Below are 19,570 nucleotides of genomic sequence, written 5' to 3'. Positions count from 1 at the left end.
GAAGGGATCACTCTCCCCGGAAAACGGGTAGTTTGAAGCGGTGGGGCGGGTAGTTGGCTGGCGCTCTCCAGCCGGTACAACAGCGCCAGACCAGCACGGCAACGTTCAGCGGGCGGACGGGGCCTTTTCGATCCGCTCCAGGGTATCAAAACCCTGCGACAGCAACTCAGCCCCGACCAGCTTCAAGCCGTTCATCAGCCCGGCAATCGTACGATCATTATAGGGGCTTCCTTCGTCATCCATTTGGGCAATCTCGTGCTGCTCGTGTATTGCCTGCACTGCCAGCATAAATTCCCCGGCCTCGATCAGCTTTTTGGCCTGCTTTTTCACGGTCACTTCATCCAACACGGTACACCTCCTTTGTAGTATTGCCGGAAGATTGCTCCCGGCACTCTCTCATCATCTGCACCCTCAGGCACTCACCTCTGCCAAGTAATGCATCTGTTGGCACATCTGGTCAACGTCAGCCATCAACTGATTGATCTTGGTCCGGGTGTCCTGGTCCAGCCCTTCCACACCCAACAGCTCAATAACATCTGTCCGCACCAGATCGGCGGCACCCTCGATGCTGCTGTACTGCTGCCGGGTAATGGTCATTATCACATTGCGTATATTCATCGTTATACCTCCCAGGGTATGGCTTTATATAAGACTCTCAGAAACTGAATGGATCGAAGCCCGAAAACCCCGGTATAGCCCTCAGTTTTTGAATGGATCAGCCGGTTTTAATAGATCACCCATTCAGTTTTTGAGGAGTAACCGGCCCGACCTATTCAGTTTTTGAGGAGTTTTTCTGCAAGCAACGGGGGATCAGCTCCCATGTATCCGGGTGCTTGCACCAGTATCCAAGGGGCACGGGTGAAGGCTTTACACCCTCGTCATATCGCACCCCCTTTGGAGGGTCATCAATCCCGTTCCAGGTTATCGCCACCAGCGTTGCCATGCCTCGCACCTTGTAGCCCTGCCGGGTCACTACTATCCAGCCTTTGCGCTGCAATCCAGTCGAAGCGTTATAGATAGACCCTGCTGCCCATCCTCGCTTACTCAGTACAGACTCAGCCGTTGTCAGATTGCCGTTGTTAAAACCACGGTATTGCAGCAGCAACTCCATCAGCAGCCTCAGCTCGTTTCCTAATAGCTTTGTAAACTGCTCCGATTGAGCCACATGCCGAGGAATCCCCAAAAACGTGCTTTTCTTTTTGCGGCGCTCTGCCATTGGTTCAACCTCCAGCCGGGCACTATGGCCCGGCGCATCCTCAGGCGGCGGTTTCCGGCAGCGGCAACTGCTGCGGGGGGTTAGGGCTCAGATAGACGGATCGTTTCTCGATCAGCGCCAGCCGCTTTGCAAAGGCTGCTGTAGCTCGCTGGCGCTCCATCCGTGCGGCGGTGGTGCGATCCGGCAGCCGGTCGATTACCTGCACTGCTGCGGCCACAACCGGCGGCAGCGGCTCCAAGTCGATACAGCCCAACAGCCGGTAACAATCACCCTCCCCCTGCCGGTGGCAAGTGGCGATAATCATGCCGAACTCTCGAAGCGTAGCCAGCGGGCGGCGGGTTTCGGCAGTGCCTTTAAGGGTTGCCGTGGGCACCCATTTGCCAGGCATCAGCGCCAGCAGTATCTCGACTTCACGGCGGCTCAGGTACACCTGAAAACCTGCATCATCAGCCGGTGGGTAATAGACCGCCAGACTGTAACCGGCGCACTGCTGGCGCTTCCGGTGGCGCTCTGCTGCGCTCAGGGGGTTGGTGCTGGTGATATTAAGCCGGGCATTGTCCGGCAGCGCCTCGATCAGGTCACGCCAGGGCAGCGGCTGCTGCAATGCTTGGTGTTTGCTCATTGTGCCGTAGCTCATTGCGCCAGCCCTCCTACTGTCCAAATAACCAGTAGTGCCAGCACCAGCCCGGCCTCGATCAGTGGCGGGTATATGCTATGCTTGCGCTGCTTCAAACGGGTGGCGGCCTGTGTGGTGTGGGTCGCTTCCTTCCTCATGCTGCGGCCTCCTTCTCTGCTTCCCAGCCTTCCACATCATGCAAGCGCCAGCGGGTACAGCCCGGCGACAACTTGACCGGCTTCGGAAAGTGTCCCTTTTCCACCCAGCGCCAGATTGTTGATTTATCAACACCGAAACGGGCGGCAACTTGTTTGTCAGTCAGATAGGTGGTGGTTTCCATTTAAGGCACCTCGTTTTAATTAATCGCAACGGGGCCAGTATCGGAAGGCGGGGCAGTTGGCCACTATCAGGCATGGCCAACTTTTTTGAAGGTGGCTCTATTCAGCAATGATCCTGCGTAGCTGCCGGGCCTTTAATCCAAAATCAGGGCGCTTTTTTGCAATATGCTCTGCTGCTCCATTGACGCTATTGCTGCCCACTCTCCGCATATAGTCAGCGGCCAGGCTTTTGATCTCCCTGTTGCGCTGGTCATTGTCGGCACGCCTGCGGTCATTGGGTGAACCAACCGGCGTACCCTTGTTTGACTCGATCAGACGGCGCTCTGCATTGTGGTGGATAGCTGCGTTTTTCTCGTATGGCTCAACCGTGGCGGCCACGACCTCAGTTCCAAGCGATATACACGCCTCGATCAGCGGGAACACCAGTTCCAGCCGGTCAGCCAACGGACGGGCGGCTTCCTGCACCCGTGAAAGCCTCAGCAACACCTCAGCTGCTCGCTGCTCGCTTGCTGTCAGGTTGCACTCTGCTGGTGGGGCATGCTTGGGTAGTCCCTGCGCAACAAGGCATATCAGGTGCCAAGAATGATCCGGGTATTCAGTATCAAGCCACTCAGGCACGGCGGGTTGCACCCCGGCCCACTCTGCATAAAGCGCCAGCACCTGCCGGGCCTGGTCAGCCCAACCGTAATAGGCATCCGCAACACGGGCACCTGTTGCGCTGGCGCTGGTGAAGGCGGCGGCCTCAGCCTCAGTGGCTGGCGTGGTAGTCTTCTCAAAAAACAGGCTCTGCTTGCGCACCTTTCCCCGACTCATGCCTGCACCTCTCCCCTGATCGGCACAACCTCCCCGGCTGGCGCTGGTTCGCTCAGGAATTTGGCCCAGTCAGCCATCATCCGGGCACGTTGCGGCAACAGCTCATCACGGGCATAAGCGGCACGGGTGGCGTCAGAGTTAACGTGCGCCAGCGCCAGCTCGGAAACTTCGTCAGGGTATGCCGTGCGGGACCGTGCCCAGTCCTTGAAGCACGACCGGAAGCCGTGCGGGGTGGCGTCCACCTCCATGCGGCGGCACACGGCGGAAATGCTCATATCAGACAGCGCATTACCACGGGGAGCAGTGAATAGCAGGTTGCTCCCTTCCATGCGGGGTGTACGCTGCAACAGCTCCAGAACGGCATCAGACAGCGGAACACGGTGATCCTTGTGGGCCTTCATGCGGTCAGCCGGTACAGTCCAGACCTTTGCGGCCAGGTCGATCTCATCCCAGGTGGCATGACGCACTTCACCCGACCGGGCGGCGGTCAGTATGACGAACTCCAGGGCACGGGCGGCCATGCCTTCACGCTGGCGCAAATCGACCATAAAGCCGGGCACGTCCTGCCAGGGTAACGCCTTGTGGTGCTTCACCTTGCGGATTTTGGACGGGGTGGGCAGCAGTTGATCCAGGTTATCGGGCCATCGGGCGGGGTTATCGCCTTTGCGGTGGCCTGCAACGGTGGCCCAGCTCAACACGGTTTCAACACGCTGGCGCACTCTGGTGGCGGTTTCGGTTTTGGTTTTCCAGATCGGCTCCAGCAGTGCCAGGATATGCGGCAGCTCTATGGTATCGACCGGCAGCGATCCAATATGCTTGAAGGCGTGGCGCTCCAGGCTGTTGATCCAGTCGGCCCGGTGCTTGACGTTGCGGAACTCATCCTTCCGGGCATCATGGCAACGGTGGGCGGCCTCCTCAAAGGTTATGGCCTTTGCCTGCGCTGCTCGTATGGCGTCCCTCAGGCGCTGGCGCTCTGCAACCGGGTCAACACCTGCGGCGATCCGCTCCCGAAGATCACGGGCCTTTTCACGTGCGCCAGCAAGGGACACATCAGGAAAGGCTCCCAGACCAAAATCACGGCGCTTGTCCCCGACCTTGATACGCAACAGCCACGACCGGGCACCATTGGGCGTTACCTGCATCAGCAGACCGGCAACACCCCCGACCGGATACCGGCCCGGCTCAGTCAATCGGCGCACCTCTGCGGCGCTCAATTCCCGTGCTTTTTTGGGCACTGTTTCGCCTCCCCCATAATTGAAAATCGAACTCTAAAATCAGCCCCACATCCTGCCCCACATAAAACCTTATCATTGGGCGCTATTTCATGCTATTGGATGCGACAATCGGAAGGGCAAAAACGGACATAAGCCATTGAAGGTAAAAGGGAAAAATAATACTGATTGCAACGGCCTGAAACCGGCTAAAGTTCGAAAGAGGGGGACGCCACCTCCACCAACTACCCTTCCCACCCAGACCCAACACTTCCCTAGACACTAGAAACCACGGGCCTTCCGGCCCATAATGGTTCCCAACGGTTCCCAACCGTACCCAGCAAAGCCGGGGTACATTGGGGGTATAATCGGGGGGACATTCGATACCCCCACAAGCGATACCCCCAAACTGATACCCCCAACCCGAATTGAACAGGGGGTGATCCATGCCATTGACTGACCGACAAGTGAAGGCCGCCAAGCCGCAAGAGAAGAAGTACAAACTCGCTGACGAGAAAGGGCTGTATCTTGAGGTGCGACCCAACGGCTCAAAATACTGGCGCATGAAGTACCGATTCCACGGCAAGGAGAAACTGGCCGCCTTCGGTGTGTACCCAGATGTTAGCCTGGCCGCCGCCCGTGAACTCAGAGACTCCGCTCGACAACAGCTCACCCAGGGCATTGACCCCAGCGCAGCCAAGAAGGCACAGAAGCAGGCAGGCCGTACTGCTGCCGAAAACAGCTTTGAGCTGATCGCCCGTGAATGGTTTTCTGTTCGCATGAGCGATAAATCAGAAGGTCATCAAGCCCGGACAATGCGAGCACTGGAAAAGCACCTGTTCGGCTCAATCGGCAACCGCCCCATTTCAGAGATCAGTGCGCTCGACCTGCTGCCGGTACTTCGCAAGATCGAGGACAAGGGCCATGTAGAAACCGCGCATCGAGTGAAGCAGGTAGCCGGGCAGGTATTCAGGTATGGCATTGTGACTGGCCGTTGTGAACGTGACCCCAGCGCCGACCTGAAAGACGCACTCAAACCTGCCAAGAAAAGCCACTTTGCCGCTATCACCGATCCGAAGGAGCTTGGCCGCCTGCTGGTTTCCATTGATGAATACCACGGCACTCCTGCTGTAATCGCTGCCCTGAAGTGTTCAGCCCTTTGGTTCTGCCGCCCCGGAGAGCTTCGCCACGTTCGCTGGGATCAGATCAATTGGGAGGAAAAGCGGATAGAGATCACCGCCGAAAAGACATTCCAGCAACACATTATCCCGCTTGCCAAGCAGAGCATCGAGATACTGGAGAACCTGCAACCGATTACAGGCCGCAGCGAGTACGTATTCCCCAGCGCCCGAGGAGCCAGCCGCCCAATGTCTGATGGAGCTGTTCGCATTGCCTTGCGGGGCATGGGCTACGACCGGGAAACACACACCGCCCACGGCTTCAGAGCCACCGCTCGCACCCTGCTGGATGAAGTGCTGAATTACCGTGTTGAGTGGATCGAACAGCAATTGGCGCATGAGGTGAAGGATGCCAACGGCAGGAGCTACAACCGAACACAGCACTTAGAGCAGCGCCGGAAGATGATGCAACACTGGGCCGATTATCTGGACCAGCTACGCACGGCAGCCAGCACCAGCAACGTAATCAGCGCCAGCTTTGGCAAACAGGCAGGCTGATCCCTTAAATCGAGGGGCCAGCTTTGGCAGCCGATCAGCCTGACGAACAATTACGGCATTACCATTTTCAGTGGGGCCACTGGGGCCACTGGGGCCATTGGGGCCACACCCCTCAAAGCCCCGTATTTACTGGGGTTCCACTGCCATACTGCCCGGCCCCACCGTTGGGGCAGCACTGGGGCCACTGGGGCCATTCGTTCACTGGAAATATTTATGCTTGCATTCATGTGCGCCGGGCATACCATATGTGGGAACGCCAGAAACACTGGATAAGCGAACAGGTATCGAATGGGTTACTACACAGATCTCTTAAACGATGTTCTGGCCGAGACAGAGGACAGCTATCGCTCGTTCCTGCCAACGCACCTGTTCCAGTTGAAGCAGGAAGCAAACGCCGCCGCCCTCGAAATATATCAGGCTATCGACAAGCTCGAGCAAGCCGCTGACGCAGCAAGACGGGCTGGCAATGAGACAGAAGCTGAAGACCTGACACTGAAAGCCGTTGTGCTTGCTTGCGAGCTAACCGGCAAGATTCCCCAGCGAAACACCAAGGCAAGGGCACTCAGCCGAAAATTCGAAGCGGCTTGTTTGCTCCACCTGTTCCGAGACAGGCAGATCAAAAGGATCAACAGCCGCCTATCGGGCAGTGTATCCATTCCATCACTTGCTGTTCAAATTCGCGGCATCAGGGCCGGTAGAGCGAGAAAAAAATCCTCCACCCTGTCGGGGCGCTCATTAAGCGGCCCTGACGAACCCGACCCTGACCCTGATCCAGATCGCCCCTATATCGCCCTTGGTATAGACCACAAAGCCACCACCCCGGCAGGCCCGCCCGTGCCCGTTTCACTTCGACTTTTTTCTCTTTATCGAATTGAAATGAGGTACTGCCATGAAGGCGACCAACCAGATCACCCAGAGCCGTAAGGTTCAGATTCTCAAGCGCCGCGAAGTTGAGGCGATGACCACCCTTTCCCGATCCACAATTTATCGGCTGATGGCTGCCGGTAAGTTTCCGGCCACTATCCGCCTGTCTGCCAATTCTGTTGGCTGGCTCGAGTCGGATGTTGAACGGTGGATTGAGTCAAACAGAACTGACCGTGTGGCCTGAGGGGTGTAGCGATATGAGCAAGAAAGCAACGGCCTGTTGCGAGCAGGCCACCGCCAATCGAGAAGAACGTCAGCATACCATATCCCTGATTGAGACTGCGATATTGGCATTGATTCTGGTTTTCCTGGCTGCAATCGGAGGGTTCTCATCATGAGCGATGGCACTCTGATTAAGCACAATGCGTTGCAGCAGCCGCTACCTTGGAAAGACCAGATCGAAGCCCTGCCGGATAACGCCAAGCTGAACACCGGCAGCACCAATCCGATACTGGCCGCAGAGATGAATCACAATCGCCAGATCAAGGCCGGTTACCGAGAGGTGATTTACTGGCCGCCTGCTGCCGATGCAGGTTACCGGGTGTACCTGACGCAGCGTGAAGCCGATATTCTGCTGGCGCTAGCATCTTGGCAGTGGGTGCCGATCCGCTCACTCAAGGGAGTATCAGATACCCGGAAGCCTGTATCCAATATGCGAGCTTTCGGCCTGATTATCGCAACCGCCCACTTCTCAGGTGACGGTGACTGTTATCGCCTGCTTGGCCGTGTTGACCTGTCACCGCTGCCGTGGGTGTCTGCTGATGCAGTTCAGGTAACAGACCTCCTCCCTGACCGGGAAACTGCACTTGCTGTCGAAGTCGAGCGAGCACGTTCGGCTTTCACCAAGCGGATTGCACTTGCCAAGAAGCGTGCTTCCCACCTTTCACCGCAGCAGATGCATCTACCAGATACCGCTGCCTGATAGGAGAAGCCGGGCCTTCGGGTCCGGCTGCATGGGAGGTTCACATATGGCAGCAACCATCACCAGGCGCAAGAAGCCCGGCAAGGGTAAGTCGAGCCTGTCTATTACGTACAAGGGCCACTTTGCATTGCCAGATGCAGTGCTCAACCATCCAGACTTTATTGGCCTGAGCTATTCAGCAAAGGCTCTACTGCTGGACGTTGGGGCGCAGTACAACGGGCACAACAACGGTGATTTGTGCGCAACAGAATCAGTGCTGAAAGAGCGAGGCTGGAACTCGAACGCCACCCGCACCAAAGCACTGAATGAATTGATCGACGCCGGGCTGTTGGTTCAGACAAAGGTTGGCGGCCTTAATGCTGGTCCGCACCTGTACGCCCTAACATGGCAGCCAATACACGAGTGCGGGGGCAAGCTTGATATGCCGCCGACCAAGGCAGCGTACAGATCATTCAAGGAGGTTGCTTAAATTTCCACTGTACCAATTTCTGGTGCTGGCTATACCAATTACTGGTGCTGTGAACGGAATCACTACACCAGTTTCTGGTGCTGACCACACCAATTTCTGGTGCTGTAAGTGGCATTTTCAGGGGGGGCACTACACCAAAAACTGGTGACCTTTATATATTTACCATAGGGAGGGCATGACAATGGGCACCGTTACCAAGGGCACAAACACATCGACGCCCGATCAGCATACGGCACTCAGCAGCAGATCAACCATCAACGTTGACCCACTGGCCGGGCATCAATGATTCAGAATCGGCAGCATGTTTGGGTATGACCAGATCATTACCCGGCTGCTGCCAAACCTTCCGGGTATGCTGGCGCTGGATCACTGGCTGACAGCTCCAACCAGACTTAGAATATCCGCCAACCATCCAGCGAACAGGAGCGGCCTCAATGCGAGATAACGCGGATCAGTGTGTGGCATCACGGAACAAGCAGCTCGACATTGAGGTCGTTATCAAGATCAATGGGCGTGAACAGACCGCTCTGAAGGGCCGAGAGACTGCCGGTATCCTTGCCCGACTGCTGGGCCTGAAGTGGAGAACGGTACAGAAGCGCAGGCAGCGAGGTAGCGACTGGCGTACAGCACTCGACCCGAAGCTGAAGCGAGCACCAGCGCCTGATCTGTAACTGACTCCGATCTGGAACCAGCTCCAGCATGGAACCCGCTTGATAGCCTGAAGGTAGTCCCGATTCAGGACCAGCTTCAAGGGGGCTGCAAATCACCGCCCCCTTGACCGGCACCAGTCAATCCGATAACTTGCAGATTCGAGGCGTCGAAACCTCTATACAACCGGACTGATCCAACCCCGTAAGCGTTGGTTTTTTTGTGCCTGAAATCCGCCAGACCAAGGCGCAAGCCCGTTAAGTCGGGAGGGCAGTGAATACAATACCCTTCGGGGGAATAAGCTCGCGGTTGTTGTAGCCGTTTCGAACCTCCCGGCACCCATACGGTTTATGGGTACTTCGAAGAAATTACAACGGAGGCATCATGCCAACACTTCACCGCACGCGTACTCTGAAACGCTTCAACGCCGTTTCTACCCTGAACCCGATCAACCGCCTTACCGTGACTGCTTTCAGCCTGAGAGAGGCCCGTGGGCTGCTTCCTGCTGCCGCTGTTGTCGTAGGCTGGGCACCAGCTCGGGAGGTTCGGGCATGAGCGAGAGCACTTTCACATACCGCACGGCTGCCAATCTGGACATTATCGCTATCGGTCTTGAGCAGATGAACCTGTTTGTACAACTGGCATCCCGTGCTGGGGAGTTGACCGAGAAGCAGCAATCAATTCTGCTGGCTGACCTTCAGGGCCGGATTGAGGAAATGGAACAAGCTTGTTTTGAGATCAAGAAGGAGGTTGAGGCATGAGCAGCGCACTGAACACCCAGGCATTTATCAAGCCGGGCACGCCGATCCTGAAGTTTAACAATCGCAAACAGTTGCCCATTCATCGGCTGCCGTTCGTTGGCCCTGCTGCTGATGGCGTTGGTCTATCGTTCTGGAAGGTGCCGAAGACTGGCGGCTACACTGGCGGCTGTATGACCGGCACGGCACTGGGCCGCATTTACCTGAAGAACCTCAGAGAGCACGGCGCTATCCGTGGTGGTGCGCTGGCGCACATAGTAACCGGCATGTTGGAGCAGCATAGTCTGAAGCCGACCGAAATGGGCTCACTCCACGGGCAGATAGTCGGATTTATGGAAGCACTGGAGCCGTGGCTGGCAATCGGTGCGCGTAATGCTGGCGCCTCACTGGATACCCTACGTCATGCCGATCTGCTGGCTGAAGCCAACAACGGGCTGAATCTGGATGAGGCCGCATACTTGGCCTCGCAGCCTGACGAAGTGGACTGCGCGTAATACACCGCCCAGGAGGGCTGCCGATGGTGGCCCTTGCCTGAACCTTGCCAGCGTTGGCCCTTTGCTGGCCCTACCCTTGGCCCTGAATCAGCCGCAGCGCCAGCAGGAGCGCCGTTTTCAGTTGGCCCCATCGTTGGCCTTACCGCATACACGAAAGCCCGCCACAGGGCTTAGAGTGGCCTGCTGATCTTGATCACACTTCAAATGCGACCAAGCCGGTAATGGCTGGTTTTCAAATCTGACCATTGCTTACCGAGCTGGCACTTCAGGTTCTGGCGGCTGGTCTGGGGTGCCCTGTTTCGGGGCCTCCTTCTCTACCGGTTGCCGGTCCTCATCCTGAAGCATGAGCGTTAAGCACCGCACACCGCCCTGCCGTTCCTGCTGCTTGCCTTCCGGCTTTTCTGTTGGCTTGCTCATTCCGTTTACCCATTCTGGATTTCAAATCTGATTATGCCGTAAGCCGACACCTCGCCCCGACACAGAAGCCGACACCTGAACAGCAGCAAAGCCGACACACCCGGCACCCGGCCAAAGCCTGACCTGCTATTGCTCATCCTGTCGCATTGCCGCACCCTTACAGGATCATACCGCGCAATCAGGGAGCGATCATGGCAACACCCAACAGGAAGCCGCCAAGCAGCCTTTGGCAGAGACTCAAGGCAAAGCTGAAGCCCAGCACACAAAGCGCCAGCAACGGCACACCACAGCCGGAATCAACCACCTTGCCGGTCATGGATACCTTCGAGCCGGACACCTGCCGAATGATGGAGATTCGATACACCAGCAAGGATGAAGACTTCACCTCGCCCGAGCTGCTATCACTCGCTCAGGTCAGGTCGAAACGGCGCTTAGAGAAGAGATCTTGGTTCACAAGGGTCTTGGAATACTTGCGCCAATAAATACCGGCATCACGGTAGTTTGAGACACCGTGTCACAAACCTGCTGGCGCTGCTGAACTGGATAATTCTGCTCAATTTATATGCCTAAATACTTGATCCCAGCCTGTCGGAGACATTCTCTGTAAAGCTCACGTGAATTAAAAAGTAAGGTATACCCAATGGCATTATCTGGCGCTATAGATGGCGACATTCGACACGCGGAAAGCACCCGCGCACGCGGTCCCGCATTCACACAAACCACCAACGAGCAGGGCAATAAATCATTCACTGGCTACCAGCGACCGACCAGCACACCCAAGCCGCAGGCGAACAGCACACCGGGCAGCCAAGGCATTGACGCCGGTCTCAATCAACCATCACAGCAATCACCGGCGAGGCCGGTCACTCGCATCAATGAAACCGTGAACGCCCAGGGCAACCGCAGTTTCTCGGGTAACACGGCCAGACCGAGCGGCATCACTGCTGGCCTTTCACCGGCAGTAGGTGGCGCACTGACCACCGAAACCAATCGGCTGAAGGGGCAGACACAGCAACCGCCAGTCACCGCCACCGGTGCGCTGAACGTGGTGCGTGAGACAGGAGGCATAGACTCGGGATTGACCTCAGCAACCGGAACGACACCGATCAATCAGGCACCCGCTCGGGACAAAGGATCGTTTGCCGGTAACGTGCTTCGATCGCTTCACCTAGACAAGATTGCAGACCTGACGCCGGGGTATTTGCAGGATGCCAAGCAGCTTGCGAACGATGGGAACTACTCGCAGGCAGCAGGCCGAGCGGTATCAGGCGTTGCTGGCCCACTGATTCTGGATGCTGTCGACATACCCGTTGGCTTCACAAAGACTGTTGGTGGCGGCCTGCTGGACTTCGGTAAGGGGCTTTTGGGTATCGAGAACCAGCCAGCCACAACCCCAGATCAGAAGCCAAGCACCGCAGCGACCGGAAAGAAGCAGCCTACCACTGGCGCAGGAGTCACGGAACAACCGAACACCCCGGAACCTGACAAGTCTGTAATCGGAGAGGATGGCATCACCCGTGGCCTGAACGACCAAGGCAACCGCTCATTCTCAGGCAGCAACATTGCCGAGTTCACACCGAACGACACGACCCGCACACAGGATATGAGCGGCCCCGGCAAGGTGGTCAATGCCGCATTCGAGCGAGCCATTGCAGCCGGTGACTACGAAACCGCATTGCAGATGGTGAACCGCAGTGACGCCAGTCAGATGACCCGGCTCGGGCAGTTGCAGGGCAATATCCGCAGCCGCCGTGAACAGGAGCTGGCCGCAAGCAGGGCCGGTGGCGGCATAGATCAAGGCCTTCAGCAGACAGCGCAGAAGATGCTTGATCGTGCCGAGTATCTGGCCCAGAACAACAGCAGTAAGGCTGCCGCACGCTTGTCAGCAGAGGCCCGTGCTTTGATGGGTATGGGTGGCGGTACAGGTGGAAGAGGCGGCAACGTGCCAGTATCCCCGCTCACAGAAGGCATTGATACTGCCGCAAGTCTCGCCCAGCAGCAGGCGCAGGCCGACACCGCCAGTATGACCGCCGAACAAATGCGTACCGCACAGCAACAACAGCAGGAGTTGCAGGGCATATTGCAGGGCTTGAATGATCCGACCCTTCAGCCACAGCAGCGCCAATCACTGTTGCAGCGTTACCAGGCAATCGAAGGCGGCAAGAACTATGTCGAGACTCAGAGCGTTGTTGGTTACGACCGTGAAGGTTCGCCCTTGCTGGCTACGATCAAGGTTGATCCGGTCACTGGTCAAACGCTTGGCGGCATCGACTCCAACATGCCGACCTATGGGCAGGCGCTCATGGCCGCACAGGCGAAGGTGGAAGCCGATCCCAAGAGCAAGCCGATGGTTGATGCGATCCTGATGCAACAGTATGGCATGGGCCTGCCAGCCACCAAGTAACAGGGATGACCAGAGCAAAAGGACTTGCTCCACCTGTCGGATAGTTCCGCGTAGCCGGAACCTTTGTTCCGTGAATCTGGAACTTTCACCAGCCAATCAACCAACGATCAGCCAGAGAATCAGTCGGTAACGATCACGAATCATCAGTTGCATTGCATCATGCCACCAATGTTCTGACAGACCCTGCCATCCTGTCTGATATGAGTGGGGCCGCCGCCATGATTGTAGCGCCTGCCTCGGTTATCCCAGCACCCGCCTGCGTCGCAATTTGTAATGACACTCGGGGGTGGTGGCGTACGCAGAGGCTCAGGTTTAGGGCCGCCTCTACACCACGCAAGCCGCTCAAGTTGACGCGAAGACATGTCCGCCATTCGGTTTGATCTTCGCTCTAATTCAGCACAAGCCTTTTCCATGCCCTTTGGAACAGTGCTCACCACAGGCTGCTCTTGTTGCTTACGGCGCTCAATAGCTGCGTTTCTTCTCTGTTCCAAAACAGCCTTCTTACGCTCCTCCTCGGCCTTTAACGCAGCATACCTGTCCCTGTCGGAATCCAGGTTGGCCGTATTGGCTCGGGTTTCTCTACGCTTTTCAGCATCAACACCACATGGTGTTCTGGAGAACATCTTGCTCCCAGTTTCTGGGTTCGTACACGTGTAATATGAGCCAGCGAATGCTGGTGCCGAACAGATCAAAAGAAGAAGCGAAACGACAAACTTACGCATACGGATCACGGAGCCCTCCTTGGTTTTTTGATGAACAAACAGTATAGCCAATAAAACAGCATGGTCACGATCCATGACCCTATGTTGCAAAGTCAAAATGCAAGAAGTCCCGCATGGCTGTATTCCAATGGAGTAACCGATACCCCTCCCAGTAACAGACAATAACGCCACCACCAGTACGCAACGGCAAAACTACCGAATCGGTACTTTTGAGCAGCAGTCCACTACAGGAAAATGGCAGTGATCCATTGACCTGATTTTTCAGGTGAACCCTTTAAAACAATCACTTGCATGATTTTTCAGGTGAATGGCTGAGCCGGTTTTTCAGCTAAGTGATTGGCCCGAAATATCGGGTGAGCGACCCGCACAGATTTGGAATCCGGATGGGTTTGCTCAGATTTGAGCAGCCCCAAGGCCAGCGCAGATTCAGCGCCAGCTTAATACTCTAACGAGGGTACTGGAGCACCCCAACCAAGGTATGAGGTTCCCGTTTTCGGGAACTTCTCTACCCGTTTTCGGGAACTCCTCTGCCTATATTCCGATCAAGGCCACCAGATAACGTAAACGGTCCATTACCTCAGGCTGAATGACCGATACCAGAATCCCGGCAACACACCAACCAACACGCCAGAGGCCAAGTGTTTACGGGACCAAGAGTGGAACAGCAACACACCTTCCAGCACACCAGCAACACACCCACCGACACACCAAACGACACGCTGAAGGCCAAGTATATACAAGGTCTGGAACGAATCAGTGACACACCTATCGACACACCAACGGCACACCGCTGCCCTGCCACCACTGCTGATTATCCAGCAGTGCCCTTTCCCTAAACCTGAGTAAAAGCCCGGAACCAACTCCCGCCGATGGCGGAAGTTAATCAGAGCACAGGCAACATCCACCAATGGTGGAAGTTAAGAAGCCGACCAACTTCCTTCACCGCAGGGAGTTACCAAATGCCCAACCCCCAACGGGGGACGGTATCAGGCCATCATTCAACCAGAGATCAACTCCCCCCAATGGGGGAAGTTACCAGAAGGTCACTAGAGCGCCGATCTGTTACGGGTATGCTGGCGCATGGATCAAAGGCGAACGCAGCGCACAGGGCCAGATTGAAAGGCTCGCACCGAACACCACGGCCATACCTGCCATGAACAGAACCAAGCATTGCAGGCGACCAGCACATTGATAGAAAAAAATCATGGGCACGGCTTTTGCTTACTTATGGATTGTTGCGGTATCAGTTGCAGTACTGACAAGCCCTGTGGCGCATATCAAAAACCATGCCTGATATTAGGTTGCAGAAATCACCATTGTTATCTGCTATCAACCTGCAATGCGCTGGCGCTGGATCGTACCTGCTGGCGCACCGTTAACCTCCGGAGCTGTTGACCGTCCCGTAATGGCTGCTGGTAGCTGAATTCCGCTATCGCCCTGCTGGCGCTGGATACGGTGAAACACCGTGTTCAGAGATTCTACCGGCTATCCGGTAGTTTCCTGCTGGCACGACACCAGACCTCGAAGGAGGTAACGAAACGTTACACCCTACCGGCAGCTTGACCGGCTCCAAACATGATCGAGGGGTGAACGAATCGGGCACCCTGCTGACAGCGCACACGGGAAACTATGCAGATTTGCACAGTTGAGCACAGACTGACCGGGGTAAGTCCTGACCCCCTGATTCAAGGGGGCAGGTGTTAACTGCCACCAACAGGCCAGCGCCAGCTATCGAATAGCAGTGGCCCCAGTGGCCCCAGTACCGAAACCAGACTGGGGCCACCTTCCTGAATCCTGAATGCCAGCAATGACGGGGGCTACAGAGTACCGGCCCCAGTGGCCCCACCGGCCCCAGCGAAAACGATAAGGGGTGAAAGTACGAATATAGGTTCGAACAAGTTTGGTACGAATTGGAGTTCGTACCGACCGGCACAGCGAGCAAGGTTCGCAATGAGGTTCGCGGCTTCAGGTTCGCAGTAGAATGCAAACCAACCGGGCAAGGTACGCACCAAGGTACGCAGGGAAGTGCGCACAAAACTGGTACGCATTTAGGTGCGTACTGGCCAGTTAACAGTTGAAGTTAACACCGGAGTTAACAGGCTCACGCGCATGAAGGAAACACTGTTGCCAGTGAAGGAAACATCCCTACGCGCACGGGCTACCATAGTGACGAATTTACCCTTACTACTGTGAAGGGGAAACACCCCCAGGCGCACGGGCTGCCATGCTCGGATATATTTCCGACCCACTGATACAGCGGGTAGTGACAGAGGGTCGCCAGCAAGTTGCCAAACAGGTTTCCACGGAATCGGTATCCAGACTGGTATCCACGGAAACCAGTAGTAACGCAACACCGTTGCACCCAAACGCAACAGGGCCACGCGCAAGACGATCAGGCCGCTACAGGTGCAACCGCTTCAGGAAGCGCTCGAATACGCCGGGCTGGTTAATGTCTGGCTGACTGGCTTCACAGGTATTGGTGGCCGGTAAGCGTGTTGTGTACCCATTGCCGGGGCTTGTCCTCATCGACAGTACCGCACTGCTGACAAGGCGAACCATTATCCAGCCGCTCAGGCTCAGGTTGGGCCTTCAGGTAACAGACTGCCGGGGGTAACTCGAAGTGATCCGCAGGGTTGGCCTTTGGTATGGCAACGTGAGAGGGTAACGGCAGGTACACATTGCCATGATCACCAACCCACTGGGGTGCGAGCGCCGACAACAGCCGATCTGCAATCAGGGCTTTCCCATGCCACAGGATTTCCAGTTGTTGGCTGGCTTCATGGCCGGGTATGCTTTGGGCGTGTAGACGTTCGTTAAGCGCCTTCTGCTGCCGATTCAGTTCAACCCACCGGCGCAGATCATCAATGCGCTGATCGTTCAGCCTGGCTGTTGCGAGTTCTCTTCCTTGAGCTGCCACTGAGCAACCTCCCTGTTATCGTTTGTCATGGTGCCGGAGGCTTCAGGCTTCTGAGCCTGGCCCCTGAATCCCTCGACGCCTTCACTGAAGAAGATAGTCTCTCTATCTCCGCCAGGAGTTCCGGCGAAAACTCGCGGTCTGCCCCGGTCAAATCCATGTCCAGCGGTGATTCTTTCTTCCACCCAAGTCTTTTGAGCCTATCGACTGTTTCCTGGTCCGCATCGAAGTGCGCCATTGGTGATTTCATCCTTGCTTGTGGTTTTGATACCCGATTATCTACTGGCCAGAAAAATACTTCACCCTTGCAAATTGGGGGTACAAATGGGGGTATATTGAAATAACGAAAGAAGTAATATCCTTTATTATCTGATGGTTGCATGACCTTTTCGTTAGACGCCACCCCAAATTGCAAAAGTTAAAAGCCTGTTTTTACAGGCTTTTTTCGTTTTCGGGCTTCACAATATCCCAGAAGTGTCGAAAAAGTGTCGAAAGTCCTTACAGCTAGCTAAACTTGATGCTTCTTTTCAATGGATGATGGAGCCGCCAAAAGGATGAAAAAAGAACTACTGCAACTCAGTACATACACAGATGTACTGGTATGTATTGGAGTTATGTTAACCCTTCTATTCCTAGTCAGAATTACCCCCTTAATAGGAATATCCGCTCTTATAGGTATGTTCCTACTCCTGATAGGGTTGGCTACTTTTAGTAGCGTTAGATTCTTCAAAAGCGATAGCAAGTTCGAGGCTCTCTACTTCTATGTAGTTTCTCTTGGCTTCATGATTACGATGTTTGCTGTCATCTACAAATCCTTCAATATCTGTTGTGATCTCAACGGCGAGGTTCTGGATACCGGCTGGTACGATGCCTTCTATTTCAGCGTAGTAACTTGGACAACGCTTGGTTACGGAGACTTCAAACCAACTAATGACTTGAAGATTTTCGCTATGGCAGAGGCCTTAATGGGGCAAATTTTCATGGCGTTGTTAGCAGGTAAAGTCATGTTCTGGCTTCAGAAACTAGATAAGGGCGAAAAGGAAACCGCATCCTGAAGGTGATCAGGTGACAGGTGTGCATACCGCATTGTGACTGTTACGGCGGAGTGTCCGAGGATCTTCTGAAGTGTCAGGATGTTACCGCCGTTCATCATGAAGTGACTGGCAAACGTATGCCGTAGCACATGAGCTGCCTGGCCCTTGGGTAGCTCTATCGTCGTCTTTTCCAATGCCCTGCGGAATGCACCGATTGAACTGGTGAAAGGTCCGTATGTTTTCCAATGCTGTATTAACCGCTGTTCCAGTTCCTGGGAGATAGGCACGGTCCTAACCTTGCCGTTTTTCGTGTTACTAAAAGTCACTGCCCTATTCCGTACAGATGACGGTTTCAGGTTCTCGGCTTCTGACCATCTTGCCCCGGTTGCCAAACACACCAGTACAATCAGCTCCAGGTGAGGGTTCGCCCCTGCCGATCGGGAGCGGATAACGTCGAGCAACTCCTGTATCTGATCCTGTGTTAACCAGGATAATTCTATCTGCTGCAACTTGAGCGGTTTCACCTTGGCCAAAGGGTTTTCGTATTTCACCTGGTCCAGTGCATAGAGTTCGTTATACACCGCACGGATATACGTCAGCTCATTGTTCAGTGTCTTATCGGTAATCCCTGACTCAGAACGCTTGCGACGATCTTTCATGTACGCTGTCGGTGTCAGCTTGATTGCTGCCGGGTTCTTGAGGCGAGCCGCCATATTCATAAGCGCAGTCTTCCTGCGCACACCATCGCGCAGGGTGTGTTCATGAAAACCATACCAAAGCGTATTCAATTAGCTCAGTTTTGTAGCTTTCCTTGGTCAAGTCCGCCCACTACAGGCATCAAAGTGCGTGCCCCCACAAACCTTGAGCGTAGGGGAAGAGGTATGTGGGCTACGCCGCTTTGAATACGGGGCAGCCCCCTCAGAAAAGCCCCCATGTTTTGACATAGATCATTATTTAAATGTCTGCACGGACAATATAAGAGTTTTTCCTATATACCCGCTCATATCACACCCCTATTATACCCCTGAGGTTCACAAGGTGTGACCAAGACGACAGGAGTTCGTACCTCATCGCCTGCTTCGGGACTGAAGCAGCGACTGACAGGGAAGTCAGTGACAGGGCCCGCCGCAGGGAGAGCGCCGGGCCCTTTCTTTTGCCCGACGCGCTTACCGTTCCGGCTGTTGTTTGTAGCAGGTCCCGCTAAACCGGACACCACCTCATTCGTTTGATGCCAGCTCCGCCCGCTACTCCCAGGTAGATTTCATTTTCAATCCCAGATATGGGTGGCTGCGATTATGGTCCTCGATCCATTTCGGCAACCTGGTCATAACAGTCGCAGCACCAGGAAGAACTTTCAGATACACATGGTCCAGTTTAAACGCCTCACGAAGGCCTAGTACATGCCATTACTTTGAGGACTTCAAACGGGTGAAGCACTCGCTTCTGACTGAACGAAGCGGTACTCCCCCCCGACATTTAATCTAGTCGGCTTCTAGTGATATCGTTGGTTGCTGAGTCTGTTTTCTGCTTTCAGAACGCAGATGCAAACTCCAGCGGAGTTTGGTAGCCCAGTGATGAGTACGGTCTTGGTTCATTGTAATCAATTCGCCACTCACTGATTAGCTTTCAGGTATGTGCAGTCCCCCGAACCAATGCTTGCTCAAGCATTCATCCCTGAATTTGCCATTGAAGCTCTCGATATACCCGTTTTACACCAGCTTTTCAGGCTATATAAGCTTCAGTTTCACCTTATTCTCATAGACCCATTGCTCCAGTGCTTTGCCAGTAAATTCAGGTCTCGGGTCCGTTCTGACAGCGGTCGGATAGCCTCTGAAGCCGCTATAGCATCGGGCGACCTTCAGACCTGCTCGCCTAAGGAAGCTGCGAATAAGTCCGCCGCATGGGATAATGCCCGCTGCACACGATTGAGGACGCACCGATGGATCAGCAACTTACATTTGCCGACAGCGAGTTCAGCAACAAGCGCCGTCAGA

Annotated in this window: 24 protein-coding genes and 2 pseudogenes; 12 read left to right on the top strand and 14 right to left on the bottom strand. The window is 55.2% G+C overall.

Annotated elements, in window-relative coordinates; all coding sequences use genetic code 11:
- Positions 1–105 precede the first annotated feature (105 nt).
- The 8 genes from ABIE61_RS08935 to ABIE61_RS08900 form a co-directional block, all read right to left on the bottom strand.
- Positions 106–348 carry a hypothetical protein gene (locus ABIE61_RS08935; protein WP_354408675.1) on the bottom strand — a complete coding sequence of 81 codons (243 nt, stop codon included), beginning with the start codon at positions 346–348 and terminating at the stop codon, positions 106–108.
- 63 nt (positions 349–411) lie between these two features.
- Positions 412–618, bottom strand: a complete 207-nt coding sequence (locus tag ABIE61_RS08930) for a hypothetical protein (protein WP_354408672.1) — start codon at positions 616–618, stop codon at positions 412–414.
- Positions 619–769: 151 nt separating this feature from the next.
- Positions 770–1,216 carry a hypothetical protein gene (locus tag ABIE61_RS08925; RefSeq protein WP_354408669.1) on the bottom strand — a complete coding sequence of 149 codons (447 nt, stop codon included), beginning with the start codon at positions 1,214–1,216 and terminating at the stop codon, positions 770–772.
- Between the two features lie 40 nt (positions 1,217–1,256).
- On the bottom strand, positions 1,257–1,838 hold the full coding sequence (locus ABIE61_RS08920) for a hypothetical protein (protein ID WP_354408667.1): 582 nt from the start codon (positions 1,836–1,838) through the stop codon (positions 1,257–1,259).
- 11 nt (positions 1,839–1,849) lie between these two features.
- Complete coding sequence (locus tag ABIE61_RS08915) at positions 1,850–1,990, bottom strand: hypothetical protein (protein ID WP_354408664.1); 141 nt, start codon at positions 1,988–1,990, stop codon at positions 1,850–1,852.
- On the bottom strand, positions 1,987–2,172 hold the full coding sequence (locus ABIE61_RS08910) for a helix-turn-helix transcriptional regulator (RefSeq protein WP_354408661.1): 186 nt from the start codon (positions 2,170–2,172) through the stop codon (positions 1,987–1,989). The genes ABIE61_RS08915 and ABIE61_RS08910 overlap by 4 nt, the downstream gene beginning before the upstream one ends.
- Positions 2,173–2,269: 97 nt before the next feature.
- Complete coding sequence (locus ABIE61_RS08905) at positions 2,270–2,983, bottom strand: hypothetical protein (protein ID WP_354408658.1); 714 nt, start codon at positions 2,981–2,983, stop codon at positions 2,270–2,272.
- The gene (locus ABIE61_RS08900) at positions 2,980–4,218 is read right to left on the bottom strand and encodes a tyrosine-type recombinase/integrase (protein WP_354408656.1); all 1,239 of its coding nucleotides are present in this window, start codon (positions 4,216–4,218) and stop codon (positions 2,980–2,982) included. Before ABIE61_RS08900 ends, ABIE61_RS08905 begins: the two co-directional genes overlap by 4 nt.
- Positions 4,219–4,640: 422 nt before the next feature.
- Here ABIE61_RS08900 and ABIE61_RS08895 point away from each other — a divergent pair, with 422 nt between their 5' ends.
- The 10 genes from ABIE61_RS08895 to ABIE61_RS08850 all read left to right on the top strand — a co-directional run bounded on the left by ABIE61_RS08895 (position 4,641) and on the right by ABIE61_RS08850 (position 10,085).
- The gene (locus ABIE61_RS08895) at positions 4,641–5,870 is read left to right on the top strand and encodes a tyrosine-type recombinase/integrase (RefSeq protein WP_354408655.1); all 1,230 of its coding nucleotides are present in this window, start codon (positions 4,641–4,643) and stop codon (positions 5,868–5,870) included.
- A 288-nt stretch (positions 5,871–6,158) separates the two neighbouring features.
- On the top strand, positions 6,159–6,794 hold the full coding sequence (locus ABIE61_RS08890) for a hypothetical protein (RefSeq protein ID WP_354408652.1): 636 nt from the start codon (positions 6,159–6,161) through the stop codon (positions 6,792–6,794).
- Complete coding sequence (locus ABIE61_RS08885; RefSeq protein WP_354408650.1) at positions 6,760–6,978, top strand: helix-turn-helix transcriptional regulator; 219 nt, start codon at positions 6,760–6,762, stop codon at positions 6,976–6,978. Before ABIE61_RS08890 ends, ABIE61_RS08885 begins: the two co-directional genes overlap by 35 nt.
- A gap of 13 nt (positions 6,979–6,991) precedes the next feature.
- Positions 6,992–7,132: a hypothetical protein gene (locus ABIE61_RS08880; protein ID WP_354408648.1), complete on the top strand. Its 141-nt coding sequence runs from the start codon at positions 6,992–6,994 to the stop codon at positions 7,130–7,132.
- Positions 7,129–7,716 carry a hypothetical protein gene (locus ABIE61_RS08875; RefSeq protein ID WP_354408646.1) on the top strand — a complete coding sequence of 196 codons (588 nt, stop codon included), beginning with the start codon at positions 7,129–7,131 and terminating at the stop codon, positions 7,714–7,716. The genes ABIE61_RS08880 and ABIE61_RS08875 overlap by 4 nt, the downstream gene beginning before the upstream one ends.
- A gap of 46 nt (positions 7,717–7,762) precedes the next feature.
- The gene (locus ABIE61_RS08870) at positions 7,763–8,185 is read left to right on the top strand and encodes a hypothetical protein (RefSeq protein WP_354408644.1); all 423 of its coding nucleotides are present in this window, start codon (positions 7,763–7,765) and stop codon (positions 8,183–8,185) included.
- A gap of 434 nt (positions 8,186–8,619) precedes the next feature.
- Positions 8,620–8,856 carry a hypothetical protein gene (locus ABIE61_RS08865; protein WP_354408643.1) on the top strand — a complete coding sequence of 79 codons (237 nt, stop codon included), beginning with the start codon at positions 8,620–8,622 and terminating at the stop codon, positions 8,854–8,856.
- 361 nt (positions 8,857–9,217) lie between these two features.
- Entirely contained in the window at positions 9,218–9,388 is a 171-nt protein-coding gene (locus tag ABIE61_RS08860) for a hypothetical protein (RefSeq protein ID WP_354408640.1), read from the top strand.
- The gene (locus ABIE61_RS08855) at positions 9,385–9,594 is read left to right on the top strand and encodes a hypothetical protein (protein ID WP_354408639.1); all 210 of its coding nucleotides are present in this window, start codon (positions 9,385–9,387) and stop codon (positions 9,592–9,594) included. The genes ABIE61_RS08860 and ABIE61_RS08855 overlap by 4 nt, the downstream gene beginning before the upstream one ends.
- The gene (locus tag ABIE61_RS08850) at positions 9,591–10,085 is read left to right on the top strand and encodes a hypothetical protein (protein WP_354408637.1); all 495 of its coding nucleotides are present in this window, start codon (positions 9,591–9,593) and stop codon (positions 10,083–10,085) included. Before ABIE61_RS08855 ends, ABIE61_RS08850 begins: the two co-directional genes overlap by 4 nt.
- A 249-nt stretch (positions 10,086–10,334) precedes the next feature.
- Here ABIE61_RS08850 and ABIE61_RS08845 read toward each other — a convergent pair whose 3' ends face one another.
- Entirely contained in the window at positions 10,335–10,502 is a 168-nt protein-coding gene (locus ABIE61_RS08845; protein ID WP_354408634.1) for a hypothetical protein, read from the bottom strand.
- Between the two features lie 178 nt (positions 10,503–10,680).
- The gene (locus ABIE61_RS08840) at positions 10,681–10,887 is read right to left on the bottom strand and encodes a hypothetical protein (protein WP_354408631.1); all 207 of its coding nucleotides are present in this window, start codon (positions 10,885–10,887) and stop codon (positions 10,681–10,683) included.
- 255 nt (positions 10,888–11,142) lie between these two features.
- On the opposite strand from ABIE61_RS08840, the gene ABIE61_RS08835 reads away from it, so the two are divergent.
- The gene (locus ABIE61_RS08835) at positions 11,143–12,906 is read left to right on the top strand and encodes a hypothetical protein (RefSeq protein ID WP_354408629.1); all 1,764 of its coding nucleotides are present in this window, start codon (positions 11,143–11,145) and stop codon (positions 12,904–12,906) included.
- Between the two features lie 3,189 nt (positions 12,907–16,095).
- On the opposite strand, the gene ABIE61_RS08830 is transcribed toward ABIE61_RS08835, so the two are convergent.
- Positions 16,096–16,545 carry a hypothetical protein gene (locus ABIE61_RS08830; protein ID WP_354408626.1) on the bottom strand — a complete coding sequence of 150 codons (450 nt, stop codon included), beginning with the start codon at positions 16,543–16,545 and terminating at the stop codon, positions 16,096–16,098.
- Between the two features lie 551 nt (positions 16,546–17,096).
- Here ABIE61_RS08830 and ABIE61_RS08825 point away from each other — a divergent pair.
- Complete coding sequence (locus ABIE61_RS08825) at positions 17,097–17,597, top strand: potassium channel family protein (RefSeq protein WP_354408624.1); 501 nt, start codon at positions 17,097–17,099, stop codon at positions 17,595–17,597.
- On the opposite strand, the gene ABIE61_RS08820 is transcribed toward ABIE61_RS08825, so the two are convergent.
- From ABIE61_RS08820 to ABIE61_RS08810, 3 genes and pseudogenes are all read right to left on the bottom strand, one after another.
- Complete coding sequence (locus tag ABIE61_RS08820; protein ID WP_354408622.1) at positions 17,558–18,364, bottom strand: phage integrase; 807 nt, start codon at positions 18,362–18,364, stop codon at positions 17,558–17,560. The two genes, ABIE61_RS08825 and ABIE61_RS08820, sit on opposite strands and share 40 nt — an antisense overlap.
- 456 nt (positions 18,365–18,820) lie before the next feature.
- A pseudogene (locus ABIE61_RS08815) lies at positions 18,821–18,996 on the bottom strand (IS3 family transposase); the annotation flags it as partial.
- A gap of 110 nt (positions 18,997–19,106) precedes the next feature.
- Positions 19,107–19,417, bottom strand: a pseudogene (locus ABIE61_RS08810) (integrase core domain-containing protein); the annotation flags it as partial.
- Positions 19,418–19,570: the final 153 nt, after the last annotated feature.

The organism is Marinobacterium sp. MBR-111, assembly GCF_040547585.1.
Lineage (GTDB): Bacteria > Pseudomonadota > Gammaproteobacteria > Pseudomonadales > Balneatricaceae > Marinobacterium > Marinobacterium iners.
Note: the sequence above shows the minus strand (reverse complement) of the source record. Positions and strands in the feature narration are given on the sequence as shown.